General features: G+C 41.6%; 23 protein-coding genes and 2 tRNA genes. 9 read left to right on the forward strand and 16 right to left on the reverse strand.

Annotated features, from left to right (window positions below; genetic code table 11):
* Both ACE1SE_RS08450 and ACE1SE_RS08455 read right to left on the reverse strand, forming a co-directional pair.
* Positions 1 to 1809 (reverse strand): bifunctional alpha/beta hydrolase/class I SAM-dependent methyltransferase, encoded by a 1809-nt coding sequence (locus ACE1SE_RS08450; RefSeq protein ID WP_374053438.1) that lies wholly within the window; start codon positions 1807 to 1809, stop codon positions 1 to 3.
* An 18-nt stretch (positions 1810 to 1827) separates the two neighbouring features.
* Positions 1828 to 2442 (reverse strand): CDP-alcohol phosphatidyltransferase family protein, encoded by a 615-nt coding sequence (locus tag ACE1SE_RS08455; protein WP_374053439.1) that lies wholly within the window; start codon positions 2440 to 2442, stop codon positions 1828 to 1830.
* A 237-nt stretch (positions 2443 to 2679) separates the two neighbouring features.
* On the opposite strand from ACE1SE_RS08455, the gene ACE1SE_RS08460 reads away from it, so the two are divergent.
* On the forward strand, positions 2680 to 3366 hold the full coding sequence (locus tag ACE1SE_RS08460; RefSeq protein ID WP_374053440.1) for a helix-turn-helix transcriptional regulator: 687 nt from the start codon (positions 2680 to 2682) through the stop codon (positions 3364 to 3366).
* 83 nt (positions 3367 to 3449) lie between these two features.
* Positions 3450 to 4262, forward strand: coding sequence for a VOC family protein (locus ACE1SE_RS08465; RefSeq protein ID WP_374053441.1), 813 nt, complete (start codon positions 3450 to 3452; stop codon positions 4260 to 4262).
* 363 nt (positions 4263 to 4625) lie between these two features.
* Here the strand turns inward: ACE1SE_RS08465 and ACE1SE_RS08470 are convergent, their stop codons facing one another.
* Positions 4626 to 4967: a hypothetical protein gene (locus ACE1SE_RS08470; RefSeq protein ID WP_374053442.1), complete on the reverse strand. Its 342-nt coding sequence runs from the start codon at positions 4965 to 4967 to the stop codon at positions 4626 to 4628.
* 198 nt (positions 4968 to 5165) lie between these two features.
* Here ACE1SE_RS08470 and ACE1SE_RS08475 point away from each other — a divergent pair, with 198 nt between their 5' ends.
* Positions 5166 to 5669 carry a DUF6622 family protein gene (locus ACE1SE_RS08475; RefSeq protein WP_374053443.1) on the forward strand — a complete coding sequence of 168 codons (504 nt, stop codon included), beginning with the start codon at positions 5166 to 5168 and terminating at the stop codon, positions 5667 to 5669.
* Between the two features lie 91 nt (positions 5670 to 5760).
* Here the strand turns inward: ACE1SE_RS08475 and ACE1SE_RS08480 are convergent.
* Positions 5761 to 5850, reverse strand: a tRNA-Ser gene (locus ACE1SE_RS08480).
* A 120-nt stretch (positions 5851 to 5970) separates the two neighbouring features.
* Positions 5971 to 6060: transfer RNA gene (locus ACE1SE_RS08485), tRNA-Ser, on the reverse strand.
* A 317-nt stretch (positions 6061 to 6377) separates the two neighbouring features.
* On the opposite strand from ACE1SE_RS08485, the gene ghrA reads away from it, so the two are divergent.
* Both ghrA and ACE1SE_RS08495 read left to right on the forward strand, forming a co-directional pair.
* Positions 6378 to 7325, forward strand: coding sequence for a glyoxylate/hydroxypyruvate reductase GhrA (gene ghrA, locus ACE1SE_RS08490; RefSeq protein ID WP_374053444.1), 948 nt, complete (start codon positions 6378 to 6380; stop codon positions 7323 to 7325).
* 84 nt (positions 7326 to 7409) lie between these two features.
* Positions 7410 to 7952, forward strand: coding sequence for a TorD/DmsD family molecular chaperone (locus ACE1SE_RS08495; RefSeq protein WP_374053445.1), 543 nt, complete (start codon positions 7410 to 7412; stop codon positions 7950 to 7952).
* A gap of 94 nt (positions 7953 to 8046) precedes the next feature.
* Here ACE1SE_RS08495 and ACE1SE_RS08500 read toward each other — a convergent pair whose 3' ends face one another.
* On the reverse strand, positions 8047 to 8610 hold the full coding sequence (locus ACE1SE_RS08500; protein ID WP_374053446.1) for a lipoprotein: 564 nt from the start codon (positions 8608 to 8610) through the stop codon (positions 8047 to 8049).
* Between the two features lie 141 nt (positions 8611 to 8751).
* Here ACE1SE_RS08500 and lysC point away from each other — a divergent pair, with 141 nt between their 5' ends.
* From lysC to rimJ, 4 genes are all read left to right on the forward strand, one after another.
* Positions 8752 to 9072 (forward strand): Rz1-like lysis system protein LysC, encoded by a 321-nt coding sequence (gene lysC / locus ACE1SE_RS08505; protein WP_374053447.1) that lies wholly within the window; start codon positions 8752 to 8754, stop codon positions 9070 to 9072.
* Positions 9073 to 9780: 708 nt separating this feature from the next.
* Positions 9781 to 9984, forward strand: coding sequence for a hypothetical protein (locus ACE1SE_RS08510; protein WP_374053448.1), 204 nt, complete (start codon positions 9781 to 9783; stop codon positions 9982 to 9984).
* A 107-nt stretch (positions 9985 to 10091) separates the two neighbouring features.
* Positions 10092 to 10682 carry a terminase gene (locus ACE1SE_RS08515; protein WP_374053449.1) on the forward strand — a complete coding sequence of 197 codons (591 nt, stop codon included), beginning with the start codon at positions 10092 to 10094 and terminating at the stop codon, positions 10680 to 10682.
* Positions 10683 to 10783: 101 nt separating this feature from the next.
* The gene (rimJ, locus tag ACE1SE_RS08520) at positions 10784 to 11371 is read left to right on the forward strand and encodes a ribosomal protein S5-alanine N-acetyltransferase (RefSeq protein WP_374053450.1); all 588 of its coding nucleotides are present in this window, start codon (positions 10784 to 10786) and stop codon (positions 11369 to 11371) included.
* On the opposite strand, the gene ACE1SE_RS08525 is transcribed toward rimJ, so the two are convergent.
* The 10 genes from ACE1SE_RS08525 to tssA form a co-directional block, all read right to left on the reverse strand.
* The gene (locus ACE1SE_RS08525) at positions 11366 to 12280 is read right to left on the reverse strand and encodes a serine/threonine protein kinase (protein WP_374053451.1); all 915 of its coding nucleotides are present in this window, start codon (positions 12278 to 12280) and stop codon (positions 11366 to 11368) included. The genes rimJ and ACE1SE_RS08525 overlap by 6 nt on opposite strands.
* 23 nt (positions 12281 to 12303) lie before the next feature.
* Positions 12304 to 14925 carry a type VI secretion system ATPase TssH gene (gene tssH, locus ACE1SE_RS08530; protein WP_374053452.1) on the reverse strand — a complete coding sequence of 874 codons (2622 nt, stop codon included), beginning with the start codon at positions 14923 to 14925 and terminating at the stop codon, positions 12304 to 12306.
* Between the two features lie 57 nt (positions 14926 to 14982).
* Complete coding sequence (tssG, locus tag ACE1SE_RS08535; RefSeq protein ID WP_374053453.1) at positions 14983 to 16032, reverse strand: type VI secretion system baseplate subunit TssG; 1050 nt, start codon at positions 16030 to 16032, stop codon at positions 14983 to 14985.
* A 16-nt stretch (positions 16033 to 16048) separates the two neighbouring features.
* The gene (gene tssF / locus ACE1SE_RS08540) at positions 16049 to 17923 is read right to left on the reverse strand and encodes a type VI secretion system baseplate subunit TssF (RefSeq protein WP_374053454.1); all 1875 of its coding nucleotides are present in this window, start codon (positions 17921 to 17923) and stop codon (positions 16049 to 16051) included.
* A 144-nt stretch (positions 17924 to 18067) separates the two neighbouring features.
* Complete coding sequence (locus ACE1SE_RS08545) at positions 18068 to 18622, reverse strand: type VI secretion system baseplate subunit TssE (RefSeq protein ID WP_374053455.1); 555 nt, start codon at positions 18620 to 18622, stop codon at positions 18068 to 18070.
* Between the two features lie 9 nt (positions 18623 to 18631).
* A complete protein-coding gene (gene tagH, locus ACE1SE_RS08550) occupies positions 18632 to 20203 on the reverse strand; it encodes a type VI secretion system-associated FHA domain protein TagH (RefSeq protein ID WP_374053456.1) in 1572 nt (523 codons plus the stop codon).
* A 140-nt stretch (positions 20204 to 20343) separates the two neighbouring features.
* Positions 20344 to 20838 (reverse strand): Hcp family type VI secretion system effector, encoded by a 495-nt coding sequence (locus ACE1SE_RS08555; RefSeq protein ID WP_374053457.1) that lies wholly within the window; start codon positions 20836 to 20838, stop codon positions 20344 to 20346.
* Positions 20839 to 21006: 168 nt separating this feature from the next.
* Positions 21007 to 22515 carry a type VI secretion system contractile sheath large subunit gene (tssC, locus tag ACE1SE_RS08560; RefSeq protein WP_374053458.1) on the reverse strand — a complete coding sequence of 503 codons (1509 nt, stop codon included), beginning with the start codon at positions 22513 to 22515 and terminating at the stop codon, positions 21007 to 21009.
* A gap of 3 nt (positions 22516 to 22518) precedes the next feature.
* Complete coding sequence (gene tssB, locus ACE1SE_RS08565; protein WP_374053459.1) at positions 22519 to 23049, reverse strand: type VI secretion system contractile sheath small subunit; 531 nt, start codon at positions 23047 to 23049, stop codon at positions 22519 to 22521.
* Positions 23050 to 23093: 44 nt separating this feature from the next.
* Positions 23094 to 24176, reverse strand: coding sequence for a type VI secretion system protein TssA (tssA, locus tag ACE1SE_RS08570; RefSeq protein ID WP_374053460.1), 1083 nt, complete (start codon positions 24174 to 24176; stop codon positions 23094 to 23096).
* Between the last annotated feature and the right edge of the window lie 32 nt (positions 24177 to 24208).

The raw sequence follows: 24208 nt of genomic DNA on the forward strand, positions 1-24208 counted from the left end.
TCAATTTTCAATGTGAACTTTCTTGGCAATCGATACAGTAAAAATTCCCCAGTTATCCGTTAATTGATACTGTTTTTCAAAACCAGCCGCTTCTACTAATGCATCTATTTCACCTTGGGTACGTCGTCGCATAATCCACGGCTGATTTTCGCGATGACTGGAAAGAACGCGGGCGATCATTTCAAGTTGTGGATGCCAGGGCTGTCCGGTATATATCAGGTATCCATTTTCGGCGATTGCATCAGCAAGACCACGCAGGGAATTTTTAATTAGCGTGTTGTCAGAAAACAGTTCATAAAGACCGGAAACAATGCCCAGAGTTGGTGTGGGGGACATGGATATAATGCTTTCAGCATCAAAAGCGTCACCGATTACAAAACGAATTTTATCGGTAAGATTACGCTCTTCAATATGGGCTTGGCCTTGATTAACATTAACTTCGCTGTAATCCCTTAACAAAATTGAGTCAATTTTGCTGAAATCGTTGATCGCATCAAAAATATAACGCCCATGTCCGGCCGCGATATCTACAATATGAATCGGTTGGTTTTGTTGATGTAGATGGTGAACAGCTTGACGGATTAAGGTTTCGATATTGATTTTGCGGTGTCGTATGCCGTGCCAGCCAATATTGCCTCTGAGATATTGCTGATCGACTAACTGTCCCCAAATTCCTTGACCTTGTGGTTGATTGCGATAGACATAATCCAGTGTGGAACCGGAATCAAAACCTGTCTTAAGGCCGATATGGATACCTTCAGAAGCTTTTCCCCAGCGTGTATTCATTGCCTTACGCATTAATTTATAGCTAAGATTTTTAGGGCACCAGCGGGGTAACGGATGAGACAGAGTACGAAACTCATCGGCTGTATGGCTCCAGGTATCTTCATTGCTGTAATCATGTTGGTAACGTGGGACAGAAAAAATACAATCAATAAAAGTACGTATTTTGTCGAAGACCAAATGGCGATTTTTTTCGCCCAGCGTATCGTGGTAAAACCCCGTCATAACATATTTCTCTTTAATCGGGGTATTCAATTGTTGGTAGAATTGGTGTTGGGGTTTATGGTTCACCACATAATCATTACCAGAAATAAACAGTTGTGTCGGTAATGTAATGGCGCTGGCATCTTTCACTACACGTTTTGCAGTTTGATAAAGTTCTAGCAGAATATTGACGGCAATTTCACGGGTAATCAGGGGATCACTGTCATAAGATGCGATACGAGCTTCATCGTGAGTCAGGAATTTCGCTTTTACATAAGAATTGACGAAGAAAATTCCCCGTATCTTTTGCATCAAACGCAATCCTTGTATTGCAAAGGGAACGTATAATTTGATATCGAACGCAGGAGCTGCAAGTATCATGGCGCGGATTTTGGGCGCATAATCATGTACCCAGGCGGACACTAACACTGCCCCGACACTTTGACCAATAACCACGATATTTTCCATTGCGATATGGTAATTGGTGGCAATATACCTGACAAATTCATCAACATCTCGAATAGATCTGCCCATTGATGGACTATAACCGCGCAGCCCTTCTGTTTTTCCATGTCCGCGAGCATCCCATGCAAACATTGGCACATCAGGAAGATTGAGTTCATCAACAATATGCTGAATTCTCCCCGAATGTTCATGGCCTCGGTGAAAAATAATAACCGCTTTTTCTGCCTTATCCTGCCCCTGGGGCCAATAACGATAAAACAGGGAAGTCTGATCTGATGTGGTGAAATAATGTTCTTCGGCAATGCGTTGATTTAATACTTGTGTTTTCGAAGCGGGTGTTTTTGCTAAGCGTGTCATGTTAATGCCTTATCTGGATTATGGCTGTTCAGTCGGTTTGGTATCATGCAAGGCTTTGACAACACGCTGGTAGCAAGTTATCAGGAGTAGAATAATCATGATGGGGAACAAATAATGGCTCCAGCTTAAGGTTGAAGGGAAAAGTGCGATAATCAATCCATAAGCACCAAAGATAAAAGCCCGGTCACTTTTTCCCATTGGGCCATCATAGCGCCGTGATGCTCCAATCGTTAGTGCCAGAACACCGATAAACTCTGTTAGGATAGCCAGAAATAAGCACACCAATAGACTGACATTGTTGACATTAGGTAAAAAATAGAAGGGGAGGTAGAGTGCAACATCGGAAATCACATCTCCAAGTTCATTATAAATAGCCCCCAAATGAGATTCCTGATGATATTCTCGTGCCAACATACCATCAATGGCATTGAGTGCCATGCGAATGAAAAGAAAAACAGGCAGTAGCCAATAGAAACTGGTAGAAGGAAACAGGCTCAACAATAGGCCAACGGCGATTGACAGGAACATCGCACTTAATGTGACTTGGTTGGCAGTGATCCCATATTTTTGTAGAGAAACTACGAGAGGGCGTAATAGGTTTTGGAAAAGTGGTTTTAGATTATAGATGGTCATCTTACCCTAAGTCCTTTATAGGCTGAACTGATATCAATAGAATAAATAACAGAAAAGAGTGAACAAATAAAATGGATTTTGTTTAGGTGATTAATTCATTGATTAGATGATGTATTATTAACTTTTATCCGTAATTATAGTTTTTAATTATTCATTAACAGAAATTATTACGGGAATATGATGATTTCTGTTACAAATTCGGATGAATCAATTGGCTAACATTAAGGGTATGATCAATTGTCTAGAGCACAACGTTTGCTAACTTTGATGGAAATATTACGCAGTTATCACTTTCCCGTGCAGGGTAAAGTATTGGCGCAGAAGTTGAACATTAGTTTAAGGACACTTTATCGCGATATTGCGACTTTGCAGGCTCAAGGTGCAAGTATCGAAGGAGAAGCCGGTATCGGTTATGTCTTACAGCCAGGATTTGTCTTACCGCCATTGATGTTAACGCAAAGTGAGATAGAAGCCTTGGCATTAGGGGCTAATTGGGTGGCTAGACGCACTGATTCACAGTTAAAAGCATCTGCCAATAGTGCAATAAATAAAATTGCCGCAGTGATCCCAACAGAACTCAAACAATATCTTGAGACGAATTCATTATTAATTGGGCCTGCCACTACGAAAATTGCACCTTCCGTTGATATTCCGCAAATACGGCAAGCGATCAGTCATCGGCATAAAATCACTTTCACCTATTTAGATCTGAAAAACAATCAATCGACCAGAACAATATGGCCATTTGCATTGGGATATTTTGAGAATATCAGTATTGTTATTGGTTGGTGTGAATTAAGGAAAACATTTCGCCATTTTAGGTCGGATAGAATGAGCTATTTGAAGATAGAACAACAGTGTTATCCCCGCTCAAGACAGTCTTTACTTAAAGAATGGCGGGAAATGGAAAAAATAGTGCATTAACTACTGACAAAAACTGTCACACGGGTTTGTTATCTTGAGGATTCTTAATGTACTAAACCTGATATCTGACTGTTGGAGTTTTTATGTTAACCCTAACTTTTTCTACATCGGTAAATGCAAAGCCATCCCATATTTGGGATCACTATATCGATTTTGATTTGCGGAAAAAATGGGAAGTTGATCTTGAATATCTTGAATTTGAAGGCGAAGTGAAAACAGGGCAATACGGCAGGATGGTATTGAGTGGTATGCCGGAAATTCGTTTCTATCTTGCAAATATTGAAGTCAATAAAGAGTTCACTGATCAAGTCAATTTGCCACAGTTGGGAGTGTTAACTTTCTGTCACCAAATTTTGATTGGCGGAAATAACATGGCAAATGGTATTCAGGTGAGCGTTTCTTTTGAGCCTGAAGACCAACTTTCTGATGCCCAAGCGGTAAGTTTTTTTAAGCAAGTGACGCAGGATCTGGTCGAAACACTCTCAAGGCTTAAAGCTGTGGTTGAAAAAACTGAGGCGGCAGAACTCGTTTCTGTTGTTAAGCCTAATCTCCAACTGATTTACGTTTCTGATATCGAGCGTTCGACAGCCTTTTATGCCACTATTTTTAATACTGAGCCGGTTTTTTCCAGTCCGCGTTATGTCGCATTTACTGTAGGTAAAGAAGTTATTTTTGCTATTTGGAGTGGAGGAACAAAGCCAGACAACGCAGTGCCACGGTTTTCAGAGATTGGTATTATGTTACCAACTTGCGAAGATGTCGATCAACTCTTTGAGAAATGGCAACAAAATCCAAACATTGAAGTTCAGCAGGAACCCTACACTGACGTTTTTGGTCGCACTTTCCTCGTGAAAGATCCTGATGGGCATATGATCCGAGTTTGTCCTTTGGATTAAGGATAGCTTAAGTTACTGATGCCATTTTTGAAGGAGTTTTTATGGCATTAGTATCAGATGTGTCAATTTATCATGCCTGAGAGCTGTGCTGGTGTTTTCCTGATAAGAAAACTAATTGTGTCTCAGGCATGTTTATTTTTTAACTTATCAATTATTACAGATAGCGCTCTTTTTCGGATAAACCCACTGGCTGGCCTAATTATGAACCAGTAGAAAGTAAATTTTTTCTTAACGTTATCACTAAGGCAAAAAATGAAGGTTTCGGTCACTAGTGAATGATAGCCATTAAGATGTTCCCTGACTAAAAAACGTAGCACCAATTTAGCTGATTTATGATCGTCAAAGTTAATAAATGATTCTAGATCAGGTTGGTGTATGATACCTAAATCCGCCCGTTAAACCCATTGATATTTCATGGCTATTTTCATTAAGTGGGGTAAAGGTTTTTAAGCCAAATTTTTGGTTATTGTTTTTTCTTCCTGATTTATTAAATAAATACGCTGGCATATTTCTGATTTTGGATAAAGTTTTAATAAATAAATCATCGGTTATTTCAAAGTCTTTTACAGCTTGGATTATTTCTTTTACTGGTATCTTTATAGATTCTGATTCATGGCTTTCATGAAAATGAAAACAAGGGAGAAAAGGTGTTGGGTGCTGCCATGTCTTATATTCTTTACTATTGACTATTCCTAAAAATGTCACTGTTTATCTCCTGTTTATGGTTGAAACCTTTTTTAAGGGTATATTTGCATGTCATTAGCAATAGCAATTAATACTGAGGTGATGATTTATTCATATCATATTAATAATCACGAGTTTAATGATGAATAAATGTGAAGAATGGACTATTTTATTTAAAATGTAAAGGGTTTAATGCACAATGTAAGAAGGGTGAATAATATGTCAATTTTAGCCATTATTAAGGGTACTCCTATCTGGGTTTGGATTTTATTTGTTTTTCTGATAAAACGGGGTATCAATGCGTTATATGACAGAGAAATGCGTATTCAACGACTGTTTTTTATGCCAGTTTTGTTTTTAATATGGGCTGTTTACAGTGTATTAAATGAAACGACATTTCCAAATTCGGCATTCTTGGCGCTTATTGTAGGTATTATTGTGGGAGGGGGCATCGGATGGGGCTTATGGCGTAGTCAACCAATATTAAGAAAGGGTAGTGAAAATGGTTTTATCATTCGTTCGGGAACTCCTTTGACTTTGAGTCTTATTCTTACTGTTTTTATAGTGAAGTTTATTATTTCTGCCATGATGAATATTAACTCTAATTTGTTATATTCTTTCAATTTTAATTTACTGTTTGGTTTTATATGTGGCTTATCAGACGGTGTTTTTTGGGGTGGGACGCTTAGTTTATTTATTCACTATAATAGTAAAAAGGCATAGGGTGATATTGTTTTATGTTTTCTTTTAATGGACTTGATGGGAATTGAAACGAAAAAATCCTGAATAGATATTCAGGATTTTTTGTAGAATATGGCGGTGAGGGAGGGATTCGAACCCTCGATACGTTTTCACGTATACACACTTTCCAGGCGTGCTCCTTCAGCCTCTCGGACACCTCACCGTTTTTTTATTCAATAAGAATGTGTTACTGCAATATCAACTCATTAACCCAACTCATTATGGTTAAGTTTCTAAGTATTAAAAAAGCCTGAGCATTCTGTTCAGGCTCTTTCGTAGAATATGGCGGTGAGGGAGGGATTCGAACCCTCGATACGTTTTCACGTATACACACTTTCCAGGCGTGCTCCTTCAGCCTCTCGGACACCTCACCATATTTTAGTATTGCAGTGATTTCTTTTGAGTTCGTCGCTGCAACGGGGCGTTACTATAGGGAAAAGCAGGGCAGGCGTCAACAGGCTTATGACGATTTTTTCAGGCTTTTTGACCGATTAGACAAATAAAAAACAATTTGTGTGGTTGGTAGCCTATTGTGGGAATAAAAGTGCTTTTTTTGTTGCAACGAATCATGGCAAATTTGTTAACCAGATAACATTATCAATATTTTCATTCCTGTCTCCTTGGTTGGAGGCTTGCAACCTGTCAGCAATAAGTTAACCCTATTAGAAAAACAAAAAGGAATGAGATTTTATGAACATCATTTTCTTTCACTCTTCCCCTAATTTTAATTGCGATAAATGGATTCAGGGAATACAAGCCAGATTACCTGAGGCTAACGTCCGGCAATGGATTAGTGGTGATACCGCCCCTGCTGATTATGCTTTAGTTTGGTTACCTCCCTATGAAATGTTAGCCAACCGTCAGGATATCAAAGGGATATTTTCGCTTGGGGCTGGAGTGGATGCCATCCTTCAACAAGAATTAGAAAATCCGGGAACATTGCCTAAGAGAATACCGCTAATACGTCTTGAAGATACGGGCATGGCACAGCAAATGCAGGAATATGCGGTTTCCTCAGTTTTATACTATTTCCGCCGCATGGATGAGTATAAACAATATCAAGCACAGCGTCTTTGGAATCCTATGCCTTCCCATAATCGAAAAGAGTTTGTTATTGGAGTTCTGGGGGCAGGCGTTTTGGGGCGCAGCGTTATTGAAAAATTGAAAGAATTTGATTTCAACGTTCGTTGTTGGAGCCGAACGCCAAAACAAATTGATCATGTCGAGAATTTTTATGGGAAAGCACAACTGGATGATTTTCTTTCTGAATGTAAAGTATTGATCAATATCCTGCCGGATACGCCAGAGACTCGTGGTCTCTTAAATTTTTCATTATTCAGGCAGTTAAAACCTGGCTCATATGTGATCAATATTGCACGGGGCGCTCAATTGGTAGAGCAAGATTTGCTGACAGCTATTGATAAAGGTTATGTGGCTGGTGCGACCCTTGATGTATTTGTTGAAGAACCACTATCAAATTTGCACCCTTTCTGGACTCACCCACGCATTAATATCACTCCCCATATCGCTGCCAAAACTATTCCTGATGAAGCTATGGATATGATTTGTGACAATATCCGGCGAATGGAAAAAGGTGAATCACCCATTGGCCTTGTTGATATGACCCTTGGTTATTGACAAGTCGCTTTACAGCAAGGCAAACGATTAGAGACAATAACAAATATATATTATTTAGATAAGTTATTGGGAGTCGATTAAGTTATGAACGAATTTTCTATTGTTTGCCGCATATTGGGAACATTGTTTAACCGGGCACCACAAGATCCTGTTTTGCAACCCATAATCACCATGATTACTGAGGGCAAATTGAAACCATTATGGCCTTTGGATCAGGATGAGTTATTGGATAGGTTACAGAAAAACAGTGAGTTATCGGTAGTTGAAGCCGATTATCATGCCTTGTTTACTGGAGCGTCTGCGGGTGTTCCAGTCTGCCGTTCTGATTATACTGATAAAGATGAAAGTGAAGTACGCCAGTTTTTGGTGGAACGAGGCATGCCTTTGACTGATATCCCTGCCGATCAATTTGGCTCTTTATTGTTGGCTGCATCATGGTTGGAAGATCAGGCCGCAGAGGATGAAGTCCAGGCCCAGATTAAGTTGTTTGATGAGTATTTGTTGCCTTGGTGTGGGCAATTTCTTGGTAAAGTTGAAGCTCATGCGACCAGCGGTTTTTATCGGACGTTGGCGATGATTACTCGAGAGGCATTGCAAGCGTTACGTGAAGAGTTGGAAGCAGAGTGACAGCTCATATAGATAAGTCAATCGGTAAGTAGCGACAATAAGTCAGGGTGGGTTATTTAGTAACTTTCCCTGACTATTTTATCGATAATGGAAATTATTTATCAACCAAATCAATAACCAATTTACCGGGTTGAATTTCCAATCCTTTGGCTGATTTTAAAGCAACGGCTTCAGACTGGCTTTTTTCTGGATTTAAAACATAAACCGGATGAGCATCAAAGAACTCACTTAAAGATACATTCAAATAAGGGAGCAACGCTTTAATGGGGGTAGCGACTTTTTCTGGTGTAGTTTGGTAGTTTACGATTTCCAACCCCTTAATGAAAATGGCACCTTTTTCCGCATCAAATATCGGCTTAGCCCTAATAGTCAGTTTCATATCAGCATGAACCGTTCCCAGCAAGGTCACTAATTGAACTTTTGCCAGAGTCGATAATTCAATTTTTTCTGGATCTTGGCGGCCGATCTGACTGGTTAAATCTCCCAGTGTGATATTGGCTTTGGTAGCCGCAGGCAGGCTAATTTGTTTTTGATAATGAACTCTTTTTAATAAATAATCATTCAGTAAGCCTTCGTTAATACTGACTTCTTTGAATTGATCACAGCCGCTGATTAATCCGGCCAGTAGCAAGATTGCCCCTAAGAAAAATCTTCTCATTGTTGTCTCCTTTCGTTTTCAATGAGCAGATCTTACACTAATTATTACTTAATTAGCTCATCATATAATTAATGCTTGCTGATACTATCGTCATGAAAAATTTCGTGCAATTAATAATGCCCCATCATTCCATCATTAACTATGAGTACACCTGCACACCGCCGCCACGATATTTCAGATTGCGCCTATCGCACTGTGCCTGATGGGGCTGTTATCCGGTTGCAGAGCACGCGAACCGAATACGTTCCGCTGCCCCCGATACTGATTCCGGCACATTTGCTCACTGATTGTTTGCCTCCAGCCATACCGGACATAATGACATGGAGTGACAGTCTCATTTTGAATGAGCAGTTACTGACGGTCATTGAACAGTGCACTCTGGATAAACGGGCAATACGGGAAATTGAAAAGAACACCTTGCCACTCCAGACAAATGATGCTGGGATGGCAGGAACAGGTTAGGACACAGTGTCATACTCAGAGACTCATGGAGTTGCGAAACACCTTAACGCCGTGGATTTGGTATTCTGGCATGAGAACGAAGAATCTCCAAAATATCATCCAAATCCTCACTGCTGGGATTATCATATATAGGGTGCCTTTGTGGAAACAGTGGAGTTTGTGGCCTGGATGGTCGGCTAACATGAATCTTAGTTTTGGCGTTGAAGCGGGAGGTTTGAATCCCAACCTATTAAGGAAATTTATAATATAATCCGAGCTGGTAGGTGTTTGACTTAGTTCAGCTTCCTCTGAGAAAGATGTTCTTACATCAAGGTTGTCAAACTGAATAAGCAGTGTCTTTGTTTTATTGTCAGGGTGTTCAACTTCCCGTAACACAGGTGTGCCACTGGGATTTTTGTAACGCGTTAATTTCTGAAAAACTTTATCAAAAGTAGGAATGGGCATAGTCACCTCCCACAAAATTAATATATTTATCCCTTGATAAACCTATTTTCACCCAATAACAAGCGAATAATACTTAACAATTGATGACCCTTTGAAACTCAATGAAATATTTCTGTGTCCATTCCCTGAGTGGCTACAGGAATAACCCATGCTGCCTCTGTTCCCATTGCGTACCCAACGCACACGGGCTGGAGGCATTTTATATCATCGCAGTACAAAATTTGTCGGGGTTATATCAACCCTGCTAGTTGATTATTCTGATTTATGGGGAACACTCTGTCACAGAGTACACTCACCATTGGTATCAAATATGACACCGAGGCATTAAATCAACTGGCATCACAACTGGAGCACATCGCTGAACTAATGGATCGCATTCATGGGCGGCATGATAATGAGGTGGAAAAATCAGTCGGTTTTGCAAGCAGGATTTTTTTAATTCAGCAACTATTGACTCAGCGAAGATAAGCCAAATTCGTGATGATCCCCTCCGCCAGATAGTCAGGGAAGAGCTGCGCCAGTTCGTGATTCGTGAATTGATGCCGGGCGGATTACTCTCAAGATAAGGAAATAAAATGGCTAGGCCGGACTGGGGCGAGCTTAAAAATAAGTTCCTGTCTGACCACGCCGAAACGGGGGTATCACCGAAAGAGTGGTGTGAGTCTCAGGGATTAAATTATTCAACTGCCCGAAGGTATATCAAAAATCCGACTGCGCACAAAACTGCGCAAAACGAAACCTACAAAGTGCGCAATTCAAAAAAGCGCAATTCCAACACCGCTCCGCCTTTTGAGATTGGCAACAGCGCAGCGGTAAAGCACTCTGGTTACTCTAAATATCTGCCTGATGCAGAAGAGCTGTTTGAAGATGCGGCAGAGCTGGATTTGGCTCAGGAATTATTGTTTGTTCGGGCAAGAATATTGTCAGTGACAAACATACTTGGCAAGTTGCGCACTGATTTTGAGTCGGCCGAAGATTCGGAATTACGTGGTGATATTGCAAAACAGATTATGGGTGCAGAACAGGCTCTAGATCGCAATATTGCGCGCATTGAATCCATAGAGCGCACTTTAGCGAGCCTTGATATCGATCGGGCTACGTTACCGAAAGTGATAGTTGATACTGAATTTAGATTAGCGGCAACACGTAAGACGAAATTAAGGTAGAGGGATATAGATGATATTTTTTTATCGTCAGATGGTGATCAAAAATGCCGTAAGCGCTAAATTACTTAATAAATTTTCCAGGGTAAATATCAGGAGAAAATATGTTTGGTTATCGTTCTTCATCTCCCAGAATTCGCTTTATTACGAATAGAATGATTGTTCGTGTGGTGTATGAACGGGATACCTATAGATTGGCTGAATATTATTCAGAAAATAAAGATTTTCTTAAACCATGGGAGCCGACAAGAGAGGGGAGTTTTTATCAACCTTCTGGATGGACAAATAGGCTGAATTATATTGCGGAATTACAGCGGCAGGGATCGGCATTTAATTTCTTGTTATTAGATCCTAATGAAAATGAAGTGATGGGGATTGCTAATTTCACTAATGTTGTACGGGGCGCGTTTTATTCCTGTTACCTTGGTTATTCTTTGGGCGAAAAATGGCAAGGTCAAGGGTTAATGTATGAAGCCTTGCAACCGACAATCCGTTATATGCAACGTCACCAAAAAATGCACCGAATTATGGCTAATTACATGCCACATAATCATCGCAGTGGAAATTTACTTAAGAAGTTAGGTTTTGAACGAGAAGGTTATGCCAGGAACTATTTAATGATTGACGGCGTTTGGCAGGATCATGTGTTGACATCATTGATTAATGATTCTTGGGAGAATGTGAGTTTATAAATTTGTTGAAAAAATAGCAATGAATTCGGATATAGACAGTGGCCGTCTTGAGGGTTTTATTGCCAGAGCAGAGTCAATGGCATGCAGAAACGGTAAGGAATATCCCGCTGGACGCAGCTTGACCAGAGGCTGATAATTATCTTCAAGATTGCGCACGATGCTGACCGGAGGGGGGGTACCCACAATCAAAGTATAAAGTACTGCCCCCAACGCATAGAGATCTGTCCAAGGTCCGTGTTGGTTTTCTTCATTGGCAGTGTATTGCTCGATGGGAGTAAAGCCGGATCGGATGGTTATCTCTGCATCATCAGACAAGCATGTTGTTATTTGGCGGGTAGAACCTAAGTCCAGCAATATCGGTAATTGACTCTCTTGAATCAAAATATTGTCCAGAGAAATATCGTAATGTAAATAATTTCTTTGATGGAGCGTATCAAGTGCATTCAACAAGGGAAATAGTATCTGACCAAGCCAATTTTCATTGATGAAATGTGGGTGTTTTATCCTCAATTTATTTAATGTCAACCCCTTGTAAAAGGAAGCGGCTATATATGCTGTGCAGTTTTGTTGCCAAAAACGCAGAAAACGGGGGAGACAGGGGTGTTCGAAACAAGACATCAGGTGGGCTTCACGGATAAAGTTTTGCAACCCAGCATAAAATCGTTCTTCTAACTTTTTTCCTCGTAAGTTGAGTTTCATATCTTGACGGCGTATAGCAAAAGAGTGAGGCGTATATTCTTTGATAGCAATAGACTGCTTGAGGTGGTGATCCCAAACACGATACACAATACTGCCGCGGCTTTTGCCAATGACTTCTTCGATTTCAAATTCATTGAGGCAGTATCCGATTGGAAGAGGGGGAGTAAAGCCAATGTTACCACCAACATATGTCCTGTGAAAATTCTGCAAAAGGGCAATCTCGTGTTATCTGCTTAATCCATGAATTGACATTGAAACTCACCTTGCTCAAGAGAGACCCGAAGCTGATGATATTGTTTATCATGCGCACTGGCGGAAAGTAATTGCTGGCTGATTTGTGGTAGCAGGGTATTTGTCAGAATAGCATCAACCATGCGTCCGCCTGACTCAATTTCTGTACACCTACTGACGATATGTTCGACCATGACATCATCGAATGTTGCTGTAATTCCGTGGTTTTCCAACAGACGTTTTTTAATCCTATCCAATTGTAGGTGCACAATATCTATCATCACTTCATTACTTAATGGGGAGTAAGGAATGACCAGTAATCGCCCCAATAGGGCGGCAGGAAACACATTCAATAATGGCTTACGCAATGCCGTACTGAGTTTTTCTGGTTCTGGTAAGGTGTCTTGTTGGTTGTACAATGAACGGATCAAATCAGCCCCGACATTGGATGTCAGGATAATAATTGTATTTCGAAAGTCGATGTGTCGCCCTTCGCCATCTTCCATCCAGCCCTTGTCGAAGACCTGAAAGAAAATTTCATGCACATCGGGGTGGGCTTTCTCTATTTCATCCAACAAGACCACACTGTAAGGGCGGCGTCGGACAGCTTCCGTCAGTACACCACCTTCACCATAACCCACATAGCCAGGAGGTGCTCCTTTCAACGTTGATACCGTATGGGCTTCCTGAAATTCACTCATATTGATAGTAATAAGGTTTTGCTCTCCGCCATATAATGTTTCGGCAAGGGCGAGAGCTGTTTCCGTTTTGCCCACACCGGATGGGCCACACAACATGAAAACACCAACAGGTTTATTGGGATCATCCAGTCTGGCGCGTGAAGTGCGTATACGTTTCGCAATTAACTCTAATCCATGATACTGACCGATAACACGTTGACTAAGGGTATCAGCCAACTGTAATACGGCATCGATTTCGTCTTTTACCATACGGTTGAGTGGAATTCCTGTCCAATCTGAAACAACGGAAGAAATAATATTACTGTCTACAGCAGCAAAGATAAGAGGTTCTTCACCTTGTAAGGTTTTCAATTGTTGCTGTAATCCTGACAATTCGGCATGTTTTACTTCAAAGTTGTCGTATTGGTTTGCGTTTAATTGTGTTCGCAGAGAAATAATTCTATCGATCAAGGAAAGTTCTTGTTGCCAACGTTCTTGTAATTGGTTTTTTTGGGCTTCCAGCGTAGATAGTTCGTTCAGAATAGTTGCCGGACGTTGTTTATCACCGATGCCTACTTTAAATTCCCGTTCGGCAATCTCCAACTCAATTTGCAATGCATTTATGTGATGGCGGCAATTTTCCAGTTGGGGTGGTTCTGCATATTGGCTGATTGCAACCCGGGCACAAGCGGTATCCAATAGGGCCACAGCCTTGTCCGGTAATTGGCGGGCAGGAATATAACGATGTGAAAGGCGTACAGAAGCTTCAATGGCTTCATCCAGCAGAAGCACATGATGATGTTGCTCCAGTGCCTTGGCCAGACTGCGTAACATGAGCAGCGCTTTATTTTCATTGGGTTCATGAATTTGAACGACTTGAAAACGGCGGGTAAGGGCAGGATCTTTTTCGATATATTTTTTGTACTCCGACCAAGTTGTTGCGCCAAGAGTACGTAATTGCCCGCGGGCTAATGCAGGTTTTAACAGGTTAGCAGCATCGCCGGTTCCTTGTTGCCCGCCCGCTCCAATCAAAGTATGAATTTCGTCAATGAACAGAATGATTGGCGTCGGGCTAGATTGTACTTCATCGATCACTTTGCGTAGACGTGACTCAAATTCGCCTTTGGCACTTGCACCGGCTTGTAACATACCAATATCCAGCAACCAAAGCTGGACATCCAGCAAAGGTGGGGGCACTTCTTTCGCTACAATCTTCAATGCCAGTCCTTCAATGACGGCGGTTTTACCGACACCGGCCTCGCCAGTCAGCAGTGGATTGTTTTGGCGGCGACGCATCAGAATATCAATAATCTGACGAATTTCTTCATCGCGCCCTGATACCGGATCAATTTCACCATTGCGTGCGCGAGCAGTCAGTTCTTGTCCATATTGTTGTAGAGATGATTGTTGTAGGGAAGATTGTTGTAGAGAAGAACTTGCCACATTCTGTGATGCATTTGATTGGGATTCATCGCTATCGTTGCAGATGTCGTTGAAATTGTCGAGTAGAGTATCTGCATTCACATGACCAAACTGGGGAGAAATGGATTTCAGTGCATTGCGTAAGTTAAAGGTTTTCAATATGCCTATCAGCAAATGGGCACTGCGAATTTCATTGACACCAAATTTCAGCGATCCATATACCCAAGCGCGTTCTACGGCATTATCAATATGTTCGGCAAGATCAGAGATGGCACTGGCTCCACGTGGCAAGCGATCAAGTGCTGTAACAATGTCTTTCGTTAACGCAGATTCGTCCAGTGAAAAGTGGTGGATAATTTGCTGTAAATCGCTGTTTTGTTGCTGCATGAGTTGGTGCAGCCAGTGAACTAATTCAACATAAGGGTTGCCACGTAGTTTACAAAAAGTGGTGGCACTCTCTAAGGAAGTGAACAGGATGCGGTTAAGTTTGCCGAAGAGCACAGAACGACTGATTTCTGACATAATGTATAATCCGTAGTATTGTTGACAGTGATTGAGTTTTGCCGGCAAGAGAGGGGATCATTCCGGTTTGTAAATTAAATCCCCGCGATGAGCTGGTTGTTTATTTTTATCCTGCTCAATTTTTCCAAGCCAACTGCTCAGCCCTAATTTTATTGGTTCAGACAGACAAATTCCTTTTACATCTGACTGGTGGAGAATTAATTGGATATCCCATGCGTATTCAATCCCCAAATATTGATAAACCCAATCACGCAACTGCCTTGATTTGGATTCTTCCGGCAAGAACATCTTGTATTCAGCCAGTTTCAGCGGACCCAATTTAATGCGAAATTTATGTTGAACATCGTAGAGTGCAATGCCTAAAAAAGCCGATTTACCCAAACGTGGCATGTTGCGTCCTGCTGTTAATCGGGTTTGATCCTGTACTTCAACTTTTAGCCATTGGGGAATATTTTGCACAATTTTTAGCGGCACATGAAAATAACAGGAAAGTATTTTTTCTAACCCTTCTGCGTTATGTCCTTGACGGGATAAATGACCAGATAAAAAATAACGCGCGTGATCGTTGATGGTGTCTGGTTTTTGTTGAGCAGGCAAACCCATACCCACTAAACAGGAGAAATAATGGCAAAAGCGTTGATTATCCGGCCGATCGAGCGATACGGTTGGCTGAGTATTGGCCCAGGCTCGATAGAACAACAATATTAATCTATGATGGAATAGGTTAGCAAATGCACTCAGGGTTGGATCTTGGTAATTATATTGTCGTGTATAGGCATATTCGGTCATATGTAGTGGCAATGGGCCATTGGGACCGAACAGGCCAAAGCTGTAAATGAGCATGTCATACAGCTTCGAGTTTTCTCGCTGCTTGACTTCAGCAATAGTGGAAGGAGCGAAAATCATGGAGGCTTTTTGTCCCAAGCGCAGTAGATCATATTTCGGCAATGGGGCAAAACCCAGCATATAATTTGCCCCAGATTGGGCATCTATACGGCGCAGGGTTTGAAATAAGTCGAATTGCCAGGGGGTTTGGGTGAGTTGCTGCCAAAAGTTATCCGGCAAACGACATAGTTGATGAATAGAAATAAAATTTTCTTGCATCATATTTATTTCTTGTCTGTTATAGCAAATTCTTGTTGCCCATACGGGCAGGCCAAAATCCGATATTGCCACGTTGCTGGCTATATAGCGTCATTTCAGTAAAGGAGTTCATAGTGACCAGTCGTGAGAAGAGCTTTTCCAATACGCTGCCCAGCAGCCAGGAGCTGGTTCCTGCAAATTCTTGTTCATTCACTTCAATTTTAATGCTAACACCACGGGCAAAGACGATCGGGCCTGGCTCAGGAACCCGCCGATAAATCGTTTTTAATGAACTGTGCCGGATGCCATTAATCTGGCGGACGACGGCTGGCTCTGCAAGGTTGGCATATAAGCTCAACAATTGTCGTAATGCCTGGGTACCTTGCTCGTCATCTTTATCCATGAAGTTCAGATAATTAAGTTGAAGCTGGCTAATTAGTTTCCAGGAGGTAGAGCCCTGTGCTAAGGCAGGGCGGGGAATAGTGGGCCTTTTGAGAAATACAATTTGGTTGATTGGAATCGAATCCAGCATGACAAAACTGTTGAGATCCTGTTGGCGCAACATCGCTGATAAGTCACGGTTGGTACACATGACGTCAGCGGTCAGGAATTTTAGCTCATTGAGCCACGGGGAGTTCTGTTCATCAACAATAGAGACAAAAGATTCTGTTCCAACATAACTGGTTCGGGTTCCGTAGTGACGGGTATGTTCAGATAAGATACGGGGTTCACGGCGCACAGAAAAGTAAGAGCCGTAATTATCCTTGTCGTCACTGAGAGTAGACCAAAATGGCCTGAATATTTGTGTTTCTTTACGTTTGATGTTTGCGCCGTGCAGGCGTTGTACCGAGAAAATTTCGTAATCCAGAGGATGAATGTTATCGACAACTAAATGGTATTCACTGGTACTTTCTTCCACTGAGATCCGTTCCGTGATTTTAGGGAATAAATTAATGACCGGTGTACTGTTCAAGGCCAAGTAAGAGGAATCTACCAAACGTTCCAGTTCGGGATCGGTTTGATCCAAAAGCAGTATCAACTCAAATTCACTCTTTTCTTTTGTCTGTTTTAGTAAAGATTCCATGCTACTGATACTGAAGAATTGAAAGCGTGCCGGAAAAGCAAAATATTCCTGGAGTTGTCGATAGCCACTGAAATTACGCGAGTCATTGGGAAGTAATGACTGATCATCATCAAATCCTTCATGATGCGGGAATATATCGGGCAAGACCTGATATTGGGGAGTATCACCAAGCGTTTGGCATACTATGCCAACAGAATGTTCCATAATCAGTTCCAACAATCGTTGGGATTGAATATCTGGCCCGGAAAGAAAGAATACCAGTTTCTTGAGATCCAGTTCATTGAGGAAAAACTTTCCTTGACAGCTAAGGTGAATGCGCAATGCACTGACGGCACCATATTGATGAAGGTTCAGTGCCACGAGCGGAAGGTTAGCGGGGATCCTGCCAAGTTCAACGTTTTTTAGATGCAGTGGCTGTAAGGTGACATCTTGTGTGGTGGTGTAGTGGAAATTGATCCCATCTTTTTTCAATGTCTGGCAGTGCATGATTGTGCCTCGCGGCACTAAAAACCCATGACTAATATCTCCTTTGCTGGTATCTGGTTTGAGTTCGACGATTGCCATTGAAGGTGTAGGAGATAAATAGTTAGGGTACAGTATCTCCAGTAATTGCTCGGAAAAGTGGGGGAATTGCGCATCCATTTTCAATTGAATGCGGGAAGTCAGAAAAGCAAAACCTTCCATCAGGCGTTCAACATAGGGGTCAACAACGTCAATGCCATGCATTCCTAAGCGATTGGCAACCTTAGGGTAGAGTTTGGCAAATTCTTTACCCATTTCCCGTAAATACACTAATTCACGGTTATAATATTCAAGCAGTTTATTATCCATATTCCTTATATGAACGCATCCCGTTTGCAAGACAAAAATCACTTTGTCATCGTTATTCTTGCCTCAGCAATCTTTCTGCATTCACCCTTGAGGTTAAAAGTTAAGGGATCGCCACACAGGCTGGATGGCGTTTTTTTAGCTTCGTCACCCAGCCTCTTTTATAGTGAAGTAACCGTTTTCAAGATCGATATCACTACGGAACAGGAATTCCAGTGGCCAGGGAACGCACCACAACAATCCCTTTATCTCTATGGATAACGTGTTGTATAGGGGGAATATATGGGGATCGGATATACAATTAACTTCCAGCCCATCGGGAATGATACGTGGCTCGAATATATGAATTGCCTTAATGATTCTGTTCTGGATATTCCCCCATTCTATTGCAGATATGCATTCACCTGCTAAGGAGGACAAACCAAAGTTATATACAGAATGGCGAATTTCTGGAAATGGGGTAAGATCTTCGGGAAATTCGTTGTTGATGCTATTGAGTAACCATTGCAAATCCCTTAGGACATTCTGTCTTAAGGCGGTGTGTGACAGCATGTAATTGTTGATTGTCTCTTGTTTTTTATCAGGTTCATGATCGGTGAGTCTGTCGAATAAAGAAGGTAACATTCTATCTTTGGCAGTAATACGCGTAGCGTTATTTCGACTATGATAACCACCATACAATAAAGTTATATTCTCGTTCATGATTCACCATTATAATTGGGAGTTTTTATATCGGTTAACTTCTGCTTCATAGGCTTGCAGGAATTTTTCACTAAACAGGAATGAATCTTGTTTAAACTCTTTCTCTGTTTCTTGGTAGTGTTTGATGAGGTACTCCCACATTGAAGCTTTGTTGTTAGCTGATGACAAAGAAAAACGCGGCAAGTAATTGTCTTCCTGTGCTTTTCGTTCAAGAGTAGCGGGATGGAACAAATGCAATATATTTGCCGTAATAGCACGTATTCCCGCAATCATGCCCAATTGGTGTGCCTGCAACTCGATCAAAATGTCACGGGTTGCCAGTTCAAGTGGCATAAACCCTGGTACATGATGACAAAGCATCAGCACCAAAATAGACTGACCAGAAGGTAAAAGTTTAAATGGGTTGTTGGCATTAGACTGAGATTGGGGCATGGCTGCGTTTGTTTCGTGTTTCAGTTGGGTACGTAAGGTGTTGAGAGTGATGATACCCTGAGTTAACTGACTGACAAGTAGCCCTAATTGATACATTTGTTGTTCATCAAATTGCTGCCCGTTGAACTCTTTTAGCCCCATACCATCTAATAACGCCGCCAGTAATTTTCCTTCTGATTCGATGACGCCATTGTTTTGATGCTGGTGTGCATCTTGGTCATTTGTATTTTGATTTTGATGAGCGCGAGTGTCCTGATAATTGTGTATGTCTTGATTTTGGTAGTAATCGTGGACGGTTTCCTTTCCTATTTCTTCTATATTAGCCGGTTCCTTCAATGGCATGGCGTTATCCAATATTTGATTCAACAGATCATCATTTTTGGCTGATTGTGCAGCCTTAATATGTTTGTCGGAAAACAGTGCCAGTGGGTCAAGCTCTTGTTTATCATCATTTTGATCATCTTCATCATGTGGCAATAACGAAGTCGGTGTATGATCATCCAATATGTCTTCTTGCTGAAACGTGGTATCTGAATTGAACATGGCAATCGGATCTGTTGCCCGCAATTGGAGGACATCAAAATCGGTTGTTGGCTCAATTTCTGCCAATGGATCAATTGGATTGCGTTCTTTATCGTATTGGCTTGTTACCAGAGGATTATTGTCGTTTATTTCCTGTTTAGCTTGGGATGAATCAGAAGAAGGCGGAGTAGCAGAAATGGTTAAAATGTGTTCAAGTCCGTCCCAGATTTCACTGGGAATTTCTGTTTCACTGGCAGTTAGCGAGTGCCCGGCATTGATCCCGTGAGGGGGCGCCTGTTGTGATGGATTCTTGTTGATATCAATAAGTTGGATCTGATAATTGCCAATATTCAGCATATCCCCATCACGAATTTCAACCTGACGGTTGGGAGCCAAGGGTATCATGTTCAGTAAAACTTCAGAGGCAGCGCCTTGATTATTTATCCGGCATTCTCCGTCAGCAGAAATAGACACAATGACCTGCAATCTGGCAATTGCTTGTCCGTCATCGGGTAAATACCAGTTATTTTCCGTACTGCGACCGATTGTGCCTCCAGGGGGAGCAAAATCGTGGCTCAGTTGTGGTGGTTGGCTTGAGCCAGAGTTATTAACAATGGTGAATCTCATAAGTATGGATACCTATTGTTATAGATGTTATAGATAACGATGGATTAGGAGATAACGTTATTGAAACAATGAAATTGAAAAGACAACCTCCCTGTGAGTGTCCACAGGAAGGCTATTAATAAGTGTGATTTGTGTGTGCGTTAACCGCCTTTATTGGCGTAAGAATCCCATTCATAGCTAATTTCAGCACCTTTAGCGCCTGAGCCATATTCTTGAGGGAAATAACTTTCTTTATGTTTTTGGAAGACCAAAAGGATAGTAGAACTAAAACCACCATTCCCGTATGTCAGGCTGGAACTAGAGACTAAGGAATTTGTCAAAACCAAGGTATACCAAGGCTCTTGTTTACCTCCTTGTCTACGGACTTTAAGTTTCACTTCCTTGATATGGGTCCCTTTAACGAGATATTGGCGTAGGGTTATGGTAGATTTGTCAAACAAAATATCCAAAGACAAACCATAAAATGCCACGATACCTGCACCTAGTCCAGAACCTTGAGAATGCGAACTAACATTGTTCATTGCTTCAAGTGAAAACGACCTGACAGCCGTCCACTCTTTGAACTCATTATCGCCTGATTCTCCTTTAACATCAGTAAAGTTAATATATGCATCAATGCCCTGATGAGTAGACATAATCTTCTCCTTAATATAGAGAGTTGAATGAAATTAACAAGCACATCTAATAAATACATATTGGTGCTATGCATAAAGGTATATACATATTGAAATTCAAAGATAGGTAAGTAAGTTTTGGATAAATAGAAGTTCTATAAGTAAAAAATATTCCTTAATCTTTTAATATTAGGTTCCTTTTAGTGAGGGGAGTTTTGAAACTAAGCGCAGGGAAACGGTCAAGCCTTCCAGTTGATAGTGTGGACGCAGGAAAAATTTGGCCTGATAGTATCCTGGGTTGCTTTCCAGTTCTTCCACCAGAACTTCTGCTGCTGCCAGCGGTTTTCTCGCTTTAGTTCCTTGGGATGAGTTAACGGGATCGCCATCAACATAATTTATAATCCAATCATTAAGCCAACGTTCCATATCTGAACGTTCCTGAAAAGTCCCGATCTTATCGCGCACAATACATTTCAGGTAATGGGCGAAACGACAGCAGGCAAATAAGTAGGGCAAACGGGCGGCAAGGTTGGCATTGGCAGTCGCATCAGGATCATAGTATTCTGCTGGTTTTTGCAGGGATTGGGCACCAATAAAGGCGGCAACATCCGTGTTCTTGCGATGCAATAACGGAATGAAGCCATTTTTTGCCAATTCTGCTTCACGGCGATCGCTAATGGCAATTTCCGTTGGGCATTTCATATCCACCCCTCCATCATCAGAAGGGAAAGTGTAGCAAGGCAGGTTTTCTACGATACCACCAGATTCTACACCACGGATAGAAGTACACCAGCTATACAGTTTAAAAGAACGATTAATATTAACTGCCATAGCATAAGCGGCATTTGCCCAGGTGTAGTTATTGTGCGTTGAGCCTTCTGTATTCTCCTCAAAATTGAAATTATCAACGGGATTAGTGAGGGCGCCATAGGGGAGACGGGAGAGGAAACGCGGTAGTGCTAACCCGATATAACGCACGTCTTCTGATTCACGTAAGCTGCGCCAAGGCGCATATTCGGTGTTTTGGAAAATCTTGGAGAGATCCCGTGGATTAGCTAATTCCTGCCAGGATTCCATTTGCATCACACTTGGTGATGCGCCTGAAATAAATGGGCAGTGTGCTGCTGCACTGATTTGTGCCATCTGGCGCAGAAGTTCAACATCCGGTGCGGTATGGTCGAAATAATAATCCCCCACCAGACAGCCAAATGGCTCGCCACCAAATTGACCATATTCCGCTTCATAGATCTTTTTGAATATTGGGCTTTGATCCCAACTAACACCTTTGAAACGTTTTAGTATATTGCTCAGCTCCTTCTTGGAAATGCACATTACACGGATTTTCAGCATTTCATCGGTTTCGGTGTTGTTTACCATATAATGCAAACCACGCCATGCCCCTTCCAGGGTCTGGAATTCTTCATGGTGCAGAATATGGTTCACCTGTTGTGATATCTTGGTGTCTATTTCAGCAATTAATGATTGAATAGTACGGTAGGTATCGCCAGAAATAGTAACCGTGTTTTCCAGTGCCTGTTGTGCCAGTGTCTTCACCGCATTTTCAACGGCACTACGGGTATGATCACTTTGCGGACGAAACTCCTTATTCAGCAATGTACTGAGTTCATCAGGGGTATATTCTTTTGCTACCTGTTCTTGTTCTTGTTGAATCTGGGTTTCTTGTTCACTCTGGCTCATCCATTACTCCTTATCTTCATTACCTTCTGCTGAAGCGCTCTCTGTAAGATTTGGTGCTTCAGCTAAGGATTTGAGCAGCGCGGGGTTTTGCAATATATCGGCAATCAGTTTTTCTGCGCCAGTTTTGCCGTCCATATAAGAAAGCAGATTTGCCAGTTGGGTACGTGCTTCCAGCAATTGCGCCAATGGCTCGACTTTTTTGGCTATGGCATCAGGTTGAAAATCTTCCATAGTTTCAAATGTTAAATCGACATTCAGCTTACCATCACCAGTCAGGGTATTTTCAACTTGAAAGGCGGCACGCGGTTTGATTGAACTCATGCGTTCATCAAAGTTGTCAATGTCAATTTCCAAAAATTTGCGATCATTAACGTCTGGCAAGGCTTCTACAGGTTTTCCTGCTAAATCAGCCATAACCCCCATAACAAATGGTAACTGAACCGTCTTCTCTGAACCGTAAAGCTCAACATCATATTCAATCTGTACGCGAGGAGGGCGATTCCGTGCGATAAATTTCTGTCCACTGGATTTCATAACACATTCTCCGTTATTGTCTGGATAACTAAGTTGATACCCTTTTAATCCACCACATCAGGGTTATTGGGGCGACCAAAAACGCTCTCAAGCTGATTTAATCCGTCAGGGACCAGATCGTAGATAATATTAATAAAATCACTGTCAATCAGCCGTAAGATGCGGTCAATCATCATAGGTGCAGGATGGCTTGGCTCATGTTGAAGAAAATAATTTTTGGCTTTTTCTAATAAAATGCGGGCATCATCACGGTTATTGACTTCGATTTCTCGCCAATGGGAAAATTCCCCTTTTTCAAGGGATTCAAGGATTGGGGTGGGTGAAGTCATTTGCTCCGCTGCGTTGTTTTGTTGCATAGGTTCGGACTCAAATGTTCTTGTGCCGACAGCATGCTCTGGAATATCTGTGTCTGGTTTATGTATGAGAAAAAATCCAATGATGGTATCCAACTGTTTTAAAAACTGTGGCAATTCGGGTATGTAACCGTCGGATAAATTATGGCGAACAATTTCAATCAAGGCAGTCAGTTGCTCATGAATGGTGATGATTGCCCGGAGCTCAGGGCTGTTAGATTGTTGGTGTAATTCGTTGATTAATCTGGTGCGTCCGCCTGTATAACCTTTGATTTCGGTTACCGTACCATTTAGCAGTAAACAAATTTCCTGTAATGACAATTCCGTTGAAACACTCCTGAGTAGAATCGAGTTTTGAGCTTTTATCGTACATGGTGAACCATCTTCAATGATAGCCAGCGTGTTTAGGCGGAATAAGGGATCATATTCACCATTAAAATTCAATTTTGGCCACACATCTTCCCAATAACGTTCCAGGGTTTGGCGTAGTAAACTCAGGCCATCGGCATACCCACATACTCCTCGAATATTTAACCATGCTTGTATAAGGGCTATGATGACACGCAGATCTTTGGAACGGGACAGTAGGTGAGTGGCTTTTTTTTCCACCTCTATCCAGTTGGGCGGCTCAGCAGGGATGAGTACATCACCAAATTGCTGTTCCGGCTTTTCGATTAGGTTCCGCTCTAATGCCAGAAATTCATCATCGTATTCGAGGTCTTCCCCGCAAGGAAGTTCCACACTGATTGGGGTGAGTAAGGCATCAATATTCATGGTATTTTCAGCTTATATTCAGTTCACAAATT

It is taken from the genome of Xenorhabdus taiwanensis (assembly GCF_036512875.1).
Lineage (GTDB): Bacteria > Pseudomonadota > Gammaproteobacteria > Enterobacterales > Enterobacteriaceae > Xenorhabdus > Xenorhabdus taiwanensis.